The following is a 13,791-nucleotide window of genomic DNA, read 5'->3' on the forward strand; positions in this document are numbered from 1 at the left end:
GGGAGGACGAGTCGACATGACGATCAAGGACACCGCCGAGGAGTGGGAGGTCCGGGCGAGCGAGACGCCGTTCGTCGGCAACAAGACCTCCGTGCGCACCGACGAGGTGGTCATGCCCGGCGGTTCGGTCGTCCGCCGCGACTACCAGGTCCACCCCGGTTCCGTCGCCGTCCTCGCCCTCGACGAGGAGGACCGGGTCCTGGTCCTGAGGCAGTACCGCCACCCCGTCCGCCAGAAGCTGTGGGAGATCCCGGCCGGGCTGCTCGACGTGCCGGGCGAGAACCCGCTGCACGCGGCCCAGCGCGAGCTGTACGAGGAGGCGCACGTCAAAGCGGAGGACTGGCGGGTGCTGACCGACGTCTACACCACGCCCGGCGGCTGCGACGAGGCCGTGCGGATCTTCCTCGCGCGCGATCTCTCCGAGGTCGAGGGGCAGCGGTTCGAGGTGGAGGACGAGGAGGCCGACATGGAGTTGGCCCGCGTTCCCGTGGACGAGCTGGTGCGGGGTGTCCTCGCGGGGGAGCTGCACAACAACTGCCTGGTCGTGGGGGTGCTTTCGCTGGTGGCGGCGAGGAGCGGGGAGGGCGTGGACGCCCTGCGTCCGGCCGAGGCGCCGTGGCCCGCGCGGCCGTTCGAGTCCTGACCCCCTCCTCACAGCAACCTCACACCGCCAGTCCTACGATCGTTTGATCCGATCGAGCGACCTGCCCGCCGTGCTCCGCCCAGATCGTCGCAGAGCGTGAACTAGGCTCGGGAAACGCCCGAACCGGAGTCCCGGCGGGCTTGCGCGTGCAGTGGGACGGGAGTGTGGCCCGTGGCGGATCAGGCGGTGGACACCGGGGATGCCCGGGTGTCCGGAACAGGGCGGCCCCCGGCTGTCGAGGCCGCCCCCACGGACAGTCAGTTCCTCGGCCGCGCAAGAGAGTTGAAGGAACTGCGGGCCGACATCGGCCGGGCCGGTCTCAACACCCTCGCGGGCCGCAAGGCGCCCCACGCGCGCGTGCTGCTCATCGCCGGCCGGCCCGGCTTCGGCCGCACCGCGCTCGCCGAGGAACTCGTCCGGCAAGTTACCGACGGTTACCCCGATGGTGTGCTGCGGGCCCGGCTCACCGAGCCCGACGGCACCCGTGTTCCGGTCGAGAGCGCGGCGCGGGAACTGCTCGGGGAACTCGGACTGCCGACCCCCGCGGGCGCCGACGACGACGACCTCAGCGAGGCCCTGCGGGAGGCCCTGGCCGACCGCCGGGTGGTCCTGCTGCTGGACGACGCGGCCGACGCCGAGCAGGTCGACGCGCTGCTGCCGGACACACCCGACTCCCTGGTCGTGGCGGTCTCCGAGGGGCCGCTGACGGGCATCTCCGACGTTCGCCCCTGCACCCTGGGCGGACTGGACACCAAGTCCGCCGTGGAGCTGCTGGAACGCTTCACCGGCTCGGTGCGCATCACCGTGGACCCACGCTCCGCCGAGGGGCTCGCCGAGGTGTGCGGGGCCCAGCCCGCCGCGCTGCGGCTCGCCGGGGGCTGGCTGGCCGCCCGGCCCATGGCCGCCGTCTCCGACCTGGCCAAACAGCTGCGCGCCGAGGGCGACGACAGCTCGCCGCTCGCCAGGGTCTTCAAGCTGTCGTACGCCTCGCTGCCGACCGCCGCCGCGCGGATACTGCGTCTCCTCGCGCTCGCCCCGGCCGGCCTGGTCGACCCGCACATCGCCTCCGCTCTCGCCGGCTGCGCGGTCGGCGCGGCCCGCACCACGCTCGACGACTTCGTGGCCCTCGGTTTCCTGCATCCGGTCGACACCACGATGCCGCAGTACGAGGTCCCCGGCTGCCTCCAGCCGCTGCTGTGGGCCCTCGCCGAGAGCCAGGAGCGGCCGGGCGAGCTGCAACTGGCCCGCGCGCGGATGCTGGAGCGGTCGGTACGGCTGCTGCAGTCCTGCCGGGCCATCACCGAGACCGACAGCCCGCAGGCCCGCGAGAAGCTCCTCGGGATGCCCAAGGCGCTGCGGTTCCCGAGCCCCAGGGCCGCCGAGGAGTGGCTGCGCGTCCGCCGGCCCGCGCTGCTGGCCGCGGCCCGGCTCGCGGTCGCCGACGGGGAGCTGGACACCCTGGCCCGGCGCCTGATGTCCCAGCTGGTCCGGGCCATGGTGGCGCACTTCGGCACTCAGGCCGCGGCCCCCGACCTGTACGGCATCCACCGGCTCGTCCTCGGCATCGCCGAGCGCCGGGACCTTCCCCGCGAGCAGGCGGCGGCCCTGCTGAACCTCGGCGACCTGGACGCCCGTACCGGCCGTACGACGGCGGCGCTGGCCCGCTATCGGGCCGCGCTCGACGCCGGACGGCGGGCGAACGACCCGTACGCGACCGGTCGCGCGATGGAATCCGTAGGCGGCGCCCACCAGGAGCTGGAGGACTACGAACGGGCCGCCGACTGGTACGGCAGGGCGCTCGCCCAGCGGCTCGCCCGGGACGAGCGCGCGGACGCCGCCCGGCTGTACGGCCGGATCGCCACCGCGCACACCTACGCGGGCCGTTACGGCGAGGCGTTGCGGGGCTGGAGCTCGGCGCTCACCGGCCACCGCCGGCTCGGCGATGTGAGCGGCCAGGCAAGGGCGTTGAGCGAGATGGCGCGCGTCCAGGAGTACGCCGGGCGGCCCGAGGAGGCGCTGCGGACGTGTCAGGAGGCGGTGGAGTGGGCGCGGCGCGCCGACGACACCCGGTTGCAGGCCGCGCTCCAGCTCCGGCTCGCCGACACCCTGGAGCGGCTCGGCGACCCGGCGGCGGCCCAGCTGCACCGGAAGGCCGCCGAGCGACTGCTGGGCGACGAGCTCCCCGACCGCGAAACCAGCGAGATCGAGCCGGAACACGGTGCTAACGCCTGCGAAATCCGTAGTGCATCCGCGAAAGATTGATGCATTGAAAGGCTAGACAGCGGGGATACCTTCATTAGACTGGCTACGCCGCCGGTTCTCCTGTGGTGCCTCCCGGTGCGCTCCGATGCGTACGGGTATGTCCTGCATTGCTCGGGCATGTTCCGCCCCTGCGTGCGAGCCCCCACCCCTCCGAGCCAAGGACCGTGATCGACGTGAAGGTCGGCATCCCCCGCGAGGTCAAGAACAACGAGTTCCGGGTGGCCATCACCCCCGCCGGCGTGCACGAGCTGGTGCGCCACGGTCACCAGGTCGTCATCGAGCAGGGCGCCGGTATCGGCTCGTCGATCCCGGACGCCGAGTACGTCGCCGCCGGCGCCGAGATCCTGGCCACGGCCGACGAGGTGTGGGCCGCCGCCGACCTGCTGCTCAAGGTCAAGGAGCCCATCGCCGAGGAGTACCACCGCCTCCGCAAGGACCAGACGCTCTTCACCTACCTGCACCTGGCCGCCTCCAGGGAGTGCACCGACGCCCTCGTCGAGTCGGGCACGACCGCGATCGCGTACGAGACCGTCGAGCTGCCGAGCCGCGCGCTGCCGCTGCTCGCCCCGATGTCCGAGGTCGCGGGCCGGCTCGCCCCGCAGGTCGGCGCGTACCACCTGATGCGGGCCAACGGCGGCCGCGGTGTCCTGCCGGGCGGAGTCCCGGGCGTGCTGGCCGGCCGGGCCGTCGTCATCGGCGGCGGCGTGTCGGGCTGGAACGCCGCGCAGATCGCCATCGGCATGGGCTTCCACGTGACCCTGCTCGACAAGGACATCAACAAGCTCAAGGAAGCCGACAAGGTCTTCGGCACGAAGATCCAGACCGTCGTCTCCAACGCCTTCGAACTGGAGAAGGCGTGCCTGGAGGCCGACCTCGTCATCGGCGCCGTTCTCATCCCGGGAGCCAAGGCCCCGAAGCTGGTCACCAACGAGCTCGTCTCGCGGATGAAGCAGGGAAGTGTCCTTGTCGACATCGCGATCGATCAGGGCGGCTGCTTCGAGGACTCACGACCCACCACCCACGCCGAGCCGACCTTCCCGGTCCACGACTCGGTGTTCTACTGCGTCGCCAACATGCCCGGCGCGGTGCCCAACACCTCGACCTACGCGCTGACCAACGCCACGCTGCCGTACATCGTCGAACTCGCCGACCGCGGCTGGGTGGAGGCGCTGCGCCGCGACCCGGCGCTGGCCAGGGGCCTCAACACCCATGACGGCAAGGTGGTTTACCGCGAGGTCGCCGAGGCGCACGGCCTGGAACACGCCGAGTTGGCGTCGCTGCTCGGCTGACCCGCCGACGGGAAGGCCGTCGACCGGCCGCTGACCGGCTGCTTTAAGTCACCTTTCGGTAAAAGGCGATACGTCAACACAGGTCGTCAACAGCACAGGCTCGGCCGGATCTTGCCCGACAAGGTCCGGCCGGATGTGTGTATGGTCACTTTGCGACACTCGCGCAACTCGCCTCGAACGTAACCGTTCGGATGTTTCGCGCACCGGTGAAACCTGCTGTGCGACGGCCCTACGCCCTTGACAGCCGCATGTTTCATTGCCGACACATCGGGCCGGGTCCGGCGGATTGTGTTGCTGCGGACCGCCGACACGCCATAGAGTCGCCAACCGTCGGCATGGTGCCACGCTGACCTATCTAGAAGTTTCCTGGTCACCAAGGAGGTAAGACGACTTGTGAATGAGTCGACATTTACTCCCGGGGGTGGTCAACCAGGAATGCCTGCGCCGGTCTCGGGTCCCACGGGGTTCGCGGCTGTCGGCTCCGTCGCTGTCCGCACCTTCGCAGCCCACCAGAGTCCGCAGGCTACTCAGACAGCACTCCAGAGCATGGATGGCCAACACGTGAACGCCATGGCCGGCGACGGAAGTGGCGGGGTCCACAACCACTTCGCCGACTACGACGAGCTGCCCGACGGGCACTTCTACGACCCCGACGCCGAGTACGAGCCCGATCCCGAGTACGCGGCCACGCTCGCGCCCGACGCGGCCCGTCAGCGCCGCGAGCGCATCGGTCCCACCGGTCGCCCGCTGCCGTACTTCCCGATCCCGGGCCCGCTGACCGACCACGGCCCCGCGAAGATCATCGCGATGTGCAACCAGAAGGGCGGCGTCGGCAAGACGACGTCGACCATCAACCTGGGTGCCGCGCTCGCGGAGTACGGCCGCCGGGTCCTGCTCGTCGACTTCGACCCGCAGGGCGCCCTCTCGGTCGGTCTCGGCGTGAACCCGATGGAGCTCGACCTCACGGTCTACAACCTGCTCATGGAGCGGGGCATGTCGGCCGACGAGGTCCTGCTGAAGACCGCGGTCCCCAACATGGACCTGCTGCCGAGCAACATCGACCTGTCGGCGGCCGAGGTCCAGCTGGTCTCCGAGGTCGCGCGCGAGTCCACGCTGCAGCGGGCCCTGAAGCCGCTGATGGCCGACTACGACTACATCGTGATCGACTGCCAGCCCTCGCTCGGTCTGCTCACCGTGAACGCCCTGACGGCCGCCCACAAGGTGATCGTTCCGCTGGAGTGCGAGTTCTTCGCCCTGCGCGGTGTCGCGCTGCTGACGGAGACCATCGAGAAGGTCCAGGAGCGGCTCAACCCCGAGCTGGAACTCGACGGCATCCTCGCCACGATGTACGACTCGCGCACCGTCCACAGCCGTGAGGTTCTCGCGCGGGTCGTCGAAGCGTTCGACGACCACGTCTACCACACGGTCATCGGGCGCACGGTCCGCTTCCCGGAGACCACGGTCGCCGGTGAGCCGATCACCACGTACGCCTCCAACTCCGTCGGCGCCGCCGCCTACCGCCAGCTCGCCAGGGAGGTGCTCGCCCGGTGTCACGCCGAGTGAGTCTGCCGGGGGCCGACGAACTCTTCCGTACGACAGGGGGAATGGCGCTTCAGCCGTCCACTCCCCGGCGGGGGCCCAACGGAGAAGCGCGTGTGCCCGCTCCCGCCGGGGACAGCGACGGGGCCGCCGCCGCGGAGGACGCGCCGCCGTCCGTGCCCGTACAGGGCGGTGACGGCGAGGGGTCCGAGCATGTGGCCGCGGACGCCGAGTCCGACGGTGAGCAGCCGCGCAGTCGTTCCGCCGCCGCGGGGGCCGAGCGGGCCGCTGCCGCCGGGCGGCAGCCGAAGCCGCAGGAAGGTTCTTCCGCCGCCGCGCCCCGCAAGCGGGGGCGGGGCTCCGGGCGCCGGCCCAGTGGGCGGGAGCGGCACGACGAGAAGATCACCGTGTATGTCTCCGCCGAGGAACTGATGGACCTCGAACACGCGCGGCTGGTGCTGCGCGGGGAGCACGGGCTGGCCGTCGACCGTGGACGGATCGTGCGGGAGGCTGTCGCCGTGGTGCTGGCGGACCTGGAGTCGCGCGGGGACGCGAGCATCCTCGTACGGCGGCTGCGTGGGCGGTAGGGGTAGCCTGCGGGGGCTATGACCTCGTTCGACTCCTCTGGCTCGGCTTCCGGTGGTTCCGCCGGTCGTCGGCGTGCGCTGGGGAGAGGGCCGTCGGCTCCGCCGGTCGAGCCGGTCGAGGGTGCGTCTTCTCCGGCTGAGGAGCGTTCTTCGGCCGCAGCCGGTGGGGCGTTGTGCCCACCCGTTCCGCCCAGCGGAACGACTGCCCACAACGCCGGCGGCGGCGACGAAGGGCCCTCTGCGGTCGTTCCCGCCGAAGCCGAAGCCGAAGCCGAAGCCGAAGCCGAAGCCGAAGCCGAAGCCGAAGCCGAAGCCGAAGCCGAAGCCGTCGATGACGGTGTCTTCAAGGTTCGGCTTTCCAACTTCGAGGGGCCCTTCGATCTGCTTCTCCAGCTGATCTCGAAGCACAAGCTGGACGTCACCGAGGTCGCGCTGTCCAAGGTCACCGATGAGTTCATGGCGCACATCCGGGCCATGGGGCCGGACTGGGACCTGGACGAGACGACCGAGTTTCTCGTCGTGGCCGCCACTCTGCTGGATCTCAAGGCCGCCCGGCTGCTGCCCTCCGCCGAGGTCGAGGACGAAGCCGATCTGGCGCTGCTCGAAGCGCGGGATCTGCTCTTCGCCCGGCTGCTTCAGTACCGCGCGTACAAACAGATCGCGGACATCTTCAACCGGCGGCTGGACGAGGAGGCGCGGCGGTATCCGCGTACCGTCGGGCTGGAGCCGCAGCACGCCGAGCTGTTGCCCGAGGTGGTCATCAGCATCGGGGCGGAAGGATTCGCCAGGCTGGCCGTGAAGGCGATGCAGCCGAAGCCCAAGCCGCAGGTCTACGTCGATCACATCCACGCGCCGCTGGTCAGTGTGCAGGAGCAGGCCGGGATCGTCGTCGCGCGGCTGCGGGAGCTGGGGGAGGCCTCCTTCCGCGTGCTCGTCGAGGACACCGACGACACATTGACCGTCGTGGCCCGGTTCCTCGCGTTGCTGGAGCTCTATCGGGAGAAGGCCGTGGCCCTCGACCAGGAGACCGCTCTCGGCGATCTGATCGTGCGCTGGACCGGCGGGGACGGGGACGCGGAGCCCGTGGTCACGGACGAGTTCGACCGGCCGCCCGAGCCGCCCAAGGAGGAGAAGAAGGCGTGAGCGAGGAGACCACCGAGATGCCCGCGGGTCTGCGTACCGTCGCCGACCTCGACCTCAAGCCCGCGCTGGAGGCCGTCCTCATGGTCGTGGACGAGCCCGCGACGGCGGACCATCTGTCGAAGATCCTGGAGCGGCCGAAGCGGCAGATCACCAAGGCGCTCAGGGAACTGGCGGACGAGTACATGGTGCAGGGGCGTGGCTTCGAGCTGCGGCTGATCGCCGGCGGGTGGCGGTTCTACACCCGGCCCGAGTACGCCGCCGCCGTCGAGCGGTTCGTGCTCGACGGACAGCAGGCCCGGCTGACGCAGGCCGCACTGGAGACGCTGGCCGTGGTCGCGTACCGGCAGCCGGTGAGCCGCAGCAGGGTCTCGGCCGTACGAGGAGTCAACTGCGACGGGGTCATGCGCACCCTTCTCCAGCGGGGTCTCGTGGAGGAGGCGGGCGCGGAACCCGAAACAGGTGCGATCCTGTACAGGACGACGAACTACTTCCTGGAGCGGATGGGCCTGCGCGGCCTGGACGAGCTCCCGGAGCTCGCGCCCTTCCTCCCGGAGGCGGAGGCGATCGAGGCCGAGACGCTGGAAGGGGTCCCGTCGTTCGATCCGGATGCACCGGATTCCGAGGACGCAGACGACAAGACGGAACTTTGATGCGAAGCAGTAGCGGCAGGAACAGCAGCGGAAACAACGGCGGGAGCCGTGGTGGCAACAGCGGCGGCCGCGGCGGGAGCAGCGGTGGCCGCGGTAATTACCGCGGTGCCGGGAACGACCGCGACGACAAGCAGGGCGGCCGGCCGAAGAAGCCGCGCCCGGAGGAGCGCCGCTACGACGTGGGCCCGGGGGGTACGCAGGACGGCCCGAAGTCCGGGCGTGGCGCCTCGGCCCGCGGTGGCGCCAAGGGCGGCCCCAAGCAGTCCCAGCAGCAGCGCGGGCGTTACGCCCCGGCGACCTCGCGCGAGTACGACGCACGGGCCGAGGAGCGCAACCGGGAGCGGTACGCGGGCAAGAAGGACGTCAAGCTGCCCAAGACCTTCCCGGGCGCCGAGCAGGAGGGCGAGCGGCTGCAGAAGATCCTCGCGCGCGCGGGCTACGGCTCCCGGCGGGCCTGTGAGGAGCTGATCGAGCAGGCGCGCGTGGAGGTCAACGGCGAGATCGTCCTGGAGCAGGGCAAGCGCGTCGACCCGGAGAAGGACGAGGTCAAGGTCGACGGTCTGACCGTCGCCACGCAGTCGTACCAGTTCTTCGCGCTCAACAAGCCCGCCGGTGTCGTGTCGACCATGGAGGACCCCGACGGCCGGCAGTGCCTCGGCGACTACGTGACCAACCGCGAGACGCGGCTGTTCCACGTCGGGCGGCTCGACACCGAGACCGAGGGTGTCATCCTGCTCACCAACCACGGTGAGCTGGCGCACCGGCTGACCCACCCCAAGTACGGCGTCAAGAAGACGTACGTCGCGCACATCGTGGGCCCGATCCCGCGCGACCTGGGCAAGCAGCTCAAGGACGGCATCCAGCTGGAGGACGGGTACGCGCGCGCGGACCACTTCCGCGTCGTGCAGCAGACCGGCAAGAACTACCTCGTCGAGGTGACCCTCCACGAGGGGCGCAAGCACATCGTGCGCCGGATGCTGGCCGAGGCCGGCTTCCCCTGCGACAAGCTGGTCCGCACCGCCTTCGGGCCGATCACCCTCGGCGACCAGAAGTCGGGCTGGCTGCGCCGCCTGTCGAACACCGAGGTCGGGATGCTGATGCAGGAGGTCGACCTCTAGACCTCCGCCGTGTTCGAGCAGTGGGCCGGTCCCGGGTTTGCCTTCGGGGGCGGCCCTTTGCCGTTTCCGGCGCCGCTCTTGGCTTTCCTTTCCCCGTAAAAGGGTTGTGCCCCGGCGCACACCCTTTTATAGTCGGTATGACTATTAGTCATGGTGACCATAAAGGGGGCGGTGGACATGACCTCACCCGAGGGCTACGACAAGTACGCCTTCGAGCCCTTCGCCGTCACCGTGGACCTGGCCGTCTTCACCGTCCGCGCGGGCGCCCTCCAGGTGCTGCTCGTCGAGCGCGGGCAGGAGCCGTACGCCGGCCGCTGGGCGCTCCCCGGCGGGTTCGTGCTGCCGGACGAGTCCGCGGAGGAGGCCGCCTGGCGGGAACTCGCGGAGGAGACCGGCGTCAAGGACGTCGCCGGGCTCCACCTGGAGCAGTTGCGGACCTACAGCGAGCCGGGGAGGGACCCCCGGATGCGGGTCGTCACCGTCGCGTTCGCCGCGCTGTTCCCGGACCCGCCCGTCCCGCACGGTGGCGGTGACGCGGCCCAGGCCCAGTGGCTGCGGTTCAACGCCATCGGCCCGCTCGCCTTCGACCACGACCGCATCCTCGCCGACGCCCACGAACGCGTCGGCGCCAAGCTCGAGTACACCTGTCTCGCCACCTCCTTCTGCCCGCCCGAGTTCACCCTCGGCGAGCTGCAGCAGGTCTACGAGACCGTGTGGGGCACTCCGCTCGACCGGCCCAACTTCCGGCGCAAGGTGCTGGCCACGCCGGGCTTCGTCGAACAGGTGCCCGGCGCCGCCCGCCTGACCGGCGGTCGCGGCAAGCCCGCCGCGCTGTACCGAGCGGGTGGGGCCACCGCCCTGCACCCGCCCCTGCTGCGACCCACCACGGAAGGACGGCCCTGATGACCATGACGCTGCGTACGAAGCGCTCCGCCACCGGATCCCTGCTCGGACTCGCCCTCGGAGACGCCCTCGGCTTCCCGACGGAGTTCAACGACGTTCCGTCGATCCTCGCCAAGTGCGGCCCCTGGCGGAAGATGGAGCTGCCGAGGCCCGCGATCGTCACCGACGACACCCAGATGACGCTGGCGCTGGGGCACGGGCTGCGCGCGGCCATGGACCGCGGGCTGCTCGCCCCCGAAGCCCTGGAGCGGGCCGTCCGCAAGGAGTTCGTGGAGTGGTCCCGCTCCCCGGAGAACAACCGTTCCCCCGGCATCACCTGCATGGCCGCCTGCGACGACCTCGCGAAAGAGCGCCGTCCCTGGCAGCTCGCCAGCCAGATGTACTCCAAGGGCTGCGGCGCCAACATGCGGGTCGCGCCCCTCGGCCTGATCGGCCCGCTCAGCGACGAACAGCGCGCCGGCGCCGCCCAGTTGCAGGCCGCCCTCACCCACGGCCACCCCACCGCCCTCGCCGCCTCCGACCTCACCGCACACGCGATACGGCTGCTCGCCCAGGGCGCCGAACCGATGGGACTGGTCGGCCTGCTCCGGTCGTACGCGTACGAGAACCGCGCCCGCTACCACGCGCGCTGGCTGGGCGACCTGTGGACGTACAGCCAGGACCAGGACCCCTCGCCCGAGCACTACATCGCACGGGGCTGGGACGAGTGCCTGGACGCCCTGGACCGGGTCCAGCAGGCCCTGCGGCTCCCGTCGCCCGAGACCGACCCCTGCCTGGCCACGGGGGAGGGCTGGATCGCCGAGGAGGCCCTCGCCACCGGGCTGCTGTGCTTCCTGCTCTTCGTCGACGAGCCCGTCACCGCGTTGCGCCGCGCCGCCTGCACCAAGGGCGACTCCGACTCCATCGCCTGCCTCACCGGTGCCTTCGCGGGCGCCTACCACGGGCCGGACGCCTGGCCCGCCGAGTGGGCCGACCGGATCGAGTACCAGGGCGACCTCGTGTCGCTGGGGGCCCTCTGGGACGCTTGAGGGCATGACCGACGCCCTCGACATCGACCTGGCCCCGGTGGTCGCCGAACAGCCCGACCCGCTGCTGTTCGCCACCGTCTCCGGAGCGCATCTGTACGGCTTCCCCTCGCGTGACTCGGACGTCGACCTGCGCGGAGTGCATGTGCTGCCGGCGGCCGAACTGGTCGGGCTGCGCGAGCCGGAGGAGACCCGGTCGAGGATGTGGGACCGGGACGGTGTCGAGATGGACCTCGTCACACACGATCTGCGCAAGTTCGCACGGCTGTTGCTGCGGCGCAACGGCTATGTGCTGGAGCAGTTGCTCTCCCCGCTCGTGGTGCACACGGGCGAGGCTCACCGCGAGCTGGTCGCGCTCGCGCCCGGGGTCCTCACCCGGCATCACGCCCACCATTACCGTGGGTTCGCCATCACCCAGTGGCGGCTCTTCGAGAAGACCGGTGAACTCAAGCCGCTGCTCTACACGTTCCGGGTGCTGCTCACCGGCATCCACCTCATGCGCAGCGGCGAGGTGCGGGCCCATCTGCCCACCCTGCTGCCGGAGATCGACGAGGCGCCCCCGTATCTGCCGGACCTCGTCGCGGCGAAGGCGGCCCGGGAGCACGGCAAGGCCGACGTCGACCAGGAGCGCGTGGCGGACGACGTGGAGCGGCTGCAGGCGGTGCTGGACCAGGAGCAGGCGCTGTCAGCGCTGCCGGAGCACCCGTCCGCGTACGACGCCCTCCACGACTTCGTCGTCCGGGTTCGCCTGGACGGCCTGAACGTCCGAGACGCCTGAAGGTCTGAGACGGCCTCAGTCTGAGACGGCCTCAGTCTGAGACGGCCTCAAGGTCCGAGAGCACCTGAAGGGCTGACGCGCGCCGGGTGCGGACGACGAAGTCCTCGATCCGGGCCCGGTCCGGTTCCGGCGGCAGGGGGCTGTGTTCCGCCGCCGCCTCGGCCTCCGTGGCCAGCCGGGTCATCCAGGACTCGACCCGGGCCCACGGGACCTCGCCGCGTTTCACCGCGAGCAGGGGCTCGCGCTGGTCGCCCACGTCGATGGTGAGCGCGCCCGTGCGCAGCAGGTCCCGGCAGCTCATCAGGAGGCGGAGCAGATGCATGGCGTGCTTCCAGCGGGGCGCCCCGTGCTGTCTGATGTCCGCGTCGAGCTTCTTGCGCTGGCCGAGGGCGTAGCGGGCGAACGTCTCATGGGCCTGCCGGGACAGGAACGCCCCGCGCAGGGCGAGCAGTTCACGGCCCGTGGCGTCGACGTGCTCCACCAGGGGGGAGTGCAGGCACTCCAGGATGTTGGGGTTGGCGCGCAGGGCCAGATTGCAGAAGCGCTCCAGCTCCCAGCCGAACTGCTCCTCCGCCGGCCCCTCGACATGCGTCGGCGGCTTCTCGAAGCGCCAGAACAGCTCGGTGGGGGCCAGAAAGACACCCCGTCGGTCCGTGTCGCTGTCGTCCGTCGCGAGACCGAAGGCGCGCGAACCCATCACACAGGCGTAGATCGTGTGGTCACGGACCAGGGCGTGCGGGTGCGGGGGCTGCATGCCCGGGAGCGTACGTGCCGGATCAGGCCAGCCGAATCGAATTTCCCGAGACCGTGATCTCCTCGGCGGGCAGCGGCCTGGTGGCCGGACCCTTCGCCACCGCACCGTCCGTGATCGTGAACTCGCTGCCGTGGCACGCGCAGTTGATCGTCTCGTCCGAGACGCTGCTGACGATGCAGCCCTGGTGCGTGCAGACCGCCGAGAAGGCCTTGAAGTCGCCCTCCTCGGGCTGGGTCACGACCACCTTCCGGTCCTTGAAGATCTTGCCGCCGCCCACCGGGATGTCCGCGGTCCGGGCCAGTTCCTCGCCGCCCGTGCCGGCGTCTCCGGGCGAGGCCTCCTCCACGCTGTCGCCGTCGTCGCCGCCGTACTCACCGCACCCCATGAGCAGCGCCGCCGTGCCCGCCGCCCCGGTCGCCAGAACCGTGCGCCGCGTCGAACCCATCGTCATGTCGTCACTCCGAACGTGCGGAAGAACCAGAGGGCGGAGGTCAGCCAGACGACCGTGAGAGCGGCGAAGACCAGGCCGCCGACGATCGGCAGGAGCCAGCCGGGGAGTCGCTCCGAGCGGAGCAGCAGCATCTTCGCACTGAAAACACCGAAGAAGAAGCAACCCAGGAGAGAGTGCCACAAAACGCGCGATTCGTACGTCTGGAAGCCGAGCGCGTACAGACAGTGGACCGCCACCGGCACCGCGACCAGGAACGCCACCCGCCCCGACCAGCGGTGCAGCACGCCGGACCAGCTCGGGCCCGGCAGCTTGCCGTACATCATCAGTGCCGACGTCAGCTGGACGAGCGCGAAGCCGAACGACACCGTCGCCAGCCATGACTTCACCGCTCCCGTGCTGCTGAAGCCCGCGAGGTTGAACGCGGTGCCCGCCGGGTCGTGCACCTTGCCGTAGGCGCCGAGGCCGACCGCCACCGCGCAGGCCACCAGGGCCGGGATCACGAAACGGGTCGCGCCGGGGCCGCGGGCGTGGGCGGGGCGCGGGGACGGGAAGTCCTGGGTGGCGGCGTTCGGGTCGACGGTCATGAGCTGCTCCCTGCCGTGAGCGGTTTCAGAGGGGCGTCATGGAGTGCGGGGCGTCATGGGGTGAG

At 70.8% G+C, this 13,791-nt stretch carries 14 protein-coding genes; 11 read left to right on the forward strand and 3 right to left on the reverse strand.

Features of this window, described 5'->3' with window-relative positions:
* Positions 1-16: 16 nt before the first annotated feature.
* From JIX56_RS36710 to JIX56_RS36760, 11 genes are all read left to right on the forward strand, one after another.
* Positions 17-643: an NUDIX domain-containing protein gene (locus tag JIX56_RS36710; RefSeq protein WP_257547065.1), complete on the forward strand. Its 627-nt coding sequence runs from the start codon at positions 17-19 to the stop codon at positions 641-643.
* A gap of 171 nt (positions 644-814) precedes the next feature.
* Entirely contained in the window at positions 815-2,905 is a 2,091-nt protein-coding gene (locus JIX56_RS36715) for a tetratricopeptide repeat protein (RefSeq protein ID WP_257547067.1), read from the forward strand.
* 164 nt (positions 2,906-3,069) lie between these two features.
* On the forward strand, positions 3,070-4,194 hold the full coding sequence (gene ald, locus JIX56_RS36720) for an alanine dehydrogenase (protein WP_257547068.1): 1,125 nt from the start codon (positions 3,070-3,072) through the stop codon (positions 4,192-4,194).
* Between the two features lie 435 nt (positions 4,195-4,629).
* Positions 4,630-5,757: a ParA family protein gene (locus tag JIX56_RS36725; RefSeq protein WP_257547070.1), complete on the forward strand. Its 1,128-nt coding sequence runs from the start codon at positions 4,630-4,632 to the stop codon at positions 5,755-5,757.
* Positions 5,742-6,320 carry a hypothetical protein gene (locus JIX56_RS36730; RefSeq protein ID WP_257547072.1) on the forward strand — a complete coding sequence of 193 codons (579 nt, stop codon included), beginning with the start codon at positions 5,742-5,744 and terminating at the stop codon, positions 6,318-6,320. Before JIX56_RS36725 ends, JIX56_RS36730 begins: the two co-directional genes overlap by 16 nt.
* Before the next feature lie 18 nt (positions 6,321-6,338).
* Entirely contained in the window at positions 6,339-7,463 is a 1,125-nt protein-coding gene (locus JIX56_RS36735; RefSeq protein ID WP_257547074.1) for a segregation and condensation protein A, read from the forward strand.
* Positions 7,460-8,113 carry an SMC-Scp complex subunit ScpB gene (gene scpB, locus JIX56_RS36740; RefSeq protein WP_257547076.1) on the forward strand — a complete coding sequence of 218 codons (654 nt, stop codon included), beginning with the start codon at positions 7,460-7,462 and terminating at the stop codon, positions 8,111-8,113. Before JIX56_RS36735 ends, scpB begins: the two co-directional genes overlap by 4 nt.
* Positions 8,113-9,231 carry a pseudouridine synthase gene (locus JIX56_RS36745; protein ID WP_257547078.1) on the forward strand — a complete coding sequence of 373 codons (1,119 nt, stop codon included), beginning with the start codon at positions 8,113-8,115 and terminating at the stop codon, positions 9,229-9,231. Before scpB ends, JIX56_RS36745 begins: the two co-directional genes overlap by 1 nt.
* 177 nt (positions 9,232-9,408) lie before the next feature.
* Complete coding sequence (locus tag JIX56_RS36750; RefSeq protein WP_257551318.1) at positions 9,409-10,134, forward strand: NUDIX hydrolase; 726 nt, start codon at positions 9,409-9,411, stop codon at positions 10,132-10,134.
* Positions 10,134-11,162, forward strand: coding sequence for an ADP-ribosylglycohydrolase family protein (locus JIX56_RS36755; protein WP_257547080.1), 1,029 nt, complete (start codon positions 10,134-10,136; stop codon positions 11,160-11,162). The genes JIX56_RS36750 and JIX56_RS36755 overlap by 1 nt, the downstream gene beginning before the upstream one ends.
* Before the next feature lie 4 nt (positions 11,163-11,166).
* Positions 11,167-11,937, forward strand: a complete 771-nt coding sequence (locus tag JIX56_RS36760; protein ID WP_257547082.1) for a nucleotidyltransferase domain-containing protein — start codon at positions 11,167-11,169, stop codon at positions 11,935-11,937.
* 31 nt (positions 11,938-11,968) lie between these two features.
* Here the strand turns inward: JIX56_RS36760 and JIX56_RS36765 are convergent, their stop codons facing one another.
* Genes JIX56_RS36765 through JIX56_RS36775 form a run of 3 tightly spaced genes read right to left on the reverse strand, consistent with a single transcriptional unit; the run spans position 11,969 to position 13,726 of the window.
* Positions 11,969-12,691 carry a nucleotidyltransferase domain-containing protein gene (locus JIX56_RS36765; RefSeq protein ID WP_257547084.1) on the reverse strand — a complete coding sequence of 241 codons (723 nt, stop codon included), beginning with the start codon at positions 12,689-12,691 and terminating at the stop codon, positions 11,969-11,971.
* Positions 12,692-12,713: 22 nt separating this feature from the next.
* Positions 12,714-13,142, reverse strand: a complete 429-nt coding sequence (locus JIX56_RS36770; protein ID WP_257547086.1) for a Rieske (2Fe-2S) protein — start codon at positions 13,140-13,142, stop codon at positions 12,714-12,716.
* On the reverse strand, positions 13,139-13,726 hold the full coding sequence (locus JIX56_RS36775) for a DUF6529 family protein (protein ID WP_257547088.1): 588 nt from the start codon (positions 13,724-13,726) through the stop codon (positions 13,139-13,141). Before JIX56_RS36775 ends, JIX56_RS36770 begins: the two co-directional genes overlap by 4 nt.
* Positions 13,727-13,791 lie beyond the last annotated feature (65 nt).

Source organism: Streptomyces sp. CA-210063 (assembly GCF_024612015.1).
Lineage (GTDB): Bacteria > Actinomycetota > Actinomycetes > Streptomycetales > Streptomycetaceae > Streptomyces.

What these genes read in the sequence shown, in the direction of transcription:
- JIX56_RS36710 (WP_257547065.1), top strand. Translation starts at nt 17, where the DNA reads ATGACGATCAAGGACACCGCCGAGGAGTGGGAGGTCCGGGCGAGCGAG.
- JIX56_RS36725 (WP_257547070.1), top strand. Translation starts at nt 4,630, where the DNA reads ATGCCTGCGCCGGTCTCGGGTCCCACGGGGTTCGCGGCTGTCGGCTCC.
- JIX56_RS36735 (WP_257547074.1), top strand. Translation starts at nt 6,339, where the DNA reads ATGACCTCGTTCGACTCCTCTGGCTCGGCTTCCGGTGGTTCCGCCGGT.
- JIX56_RS36745 (WP_257547078.1), top strand. Translation starts at nt 8,113, where the DNA reads ATGCGAAGCAGTAGCGGCAGGAACAGCAGCGGAAACAACGGCGGGAGC.
- JIX56_RS36750 (WP_257551318.1), top strand. Translation starts at nt 9,409, where the DNA reads ATGACCTCACCCGAGGGCTACGACAAGTACGCCTTCGAGCCCTTCGCC.
- JIX56_RS36755 (WP_257547080.1), top strand. Translation starts at nt 10,134, where the DNA reads ATGACCATGACGCTGCGTACGAAGCGCTCCGCCACCGGATCCCTGCTC.
- JIX56_RS36760 (WP_257547082.1), top strand. Translation starts at nt 11,167, where the DNA reads ATGACCGACGCCCTCGACATCGACCTGGCCCCGGTGGTCGCCGAACAG.
- JIX56_RS36765 (WP_257547084.1), bottom strand. Translation starts at nt 12,691, where the DNA reads ATGCAGCCCCCGCACCCGCACGCCCTGGTCCGTGACCACACGATCTAC.
- JIX56_RS36770 (WP_257547086.1), bottom strand. Translation starts at nt 13,142, where the DNA reads ATGACGATGGGTTCGACGCGGCGCACGGTTCTGGCGACCGGGGCGGCG.
- JIX56_RS36775 (WP_257547088.1), bottom strand. Translation starts at nt 13,726, where the DNA reads ATGACCGTCGACCCGAACGCCGCCACCCAGGACTTCCCGTCCCCGCGC.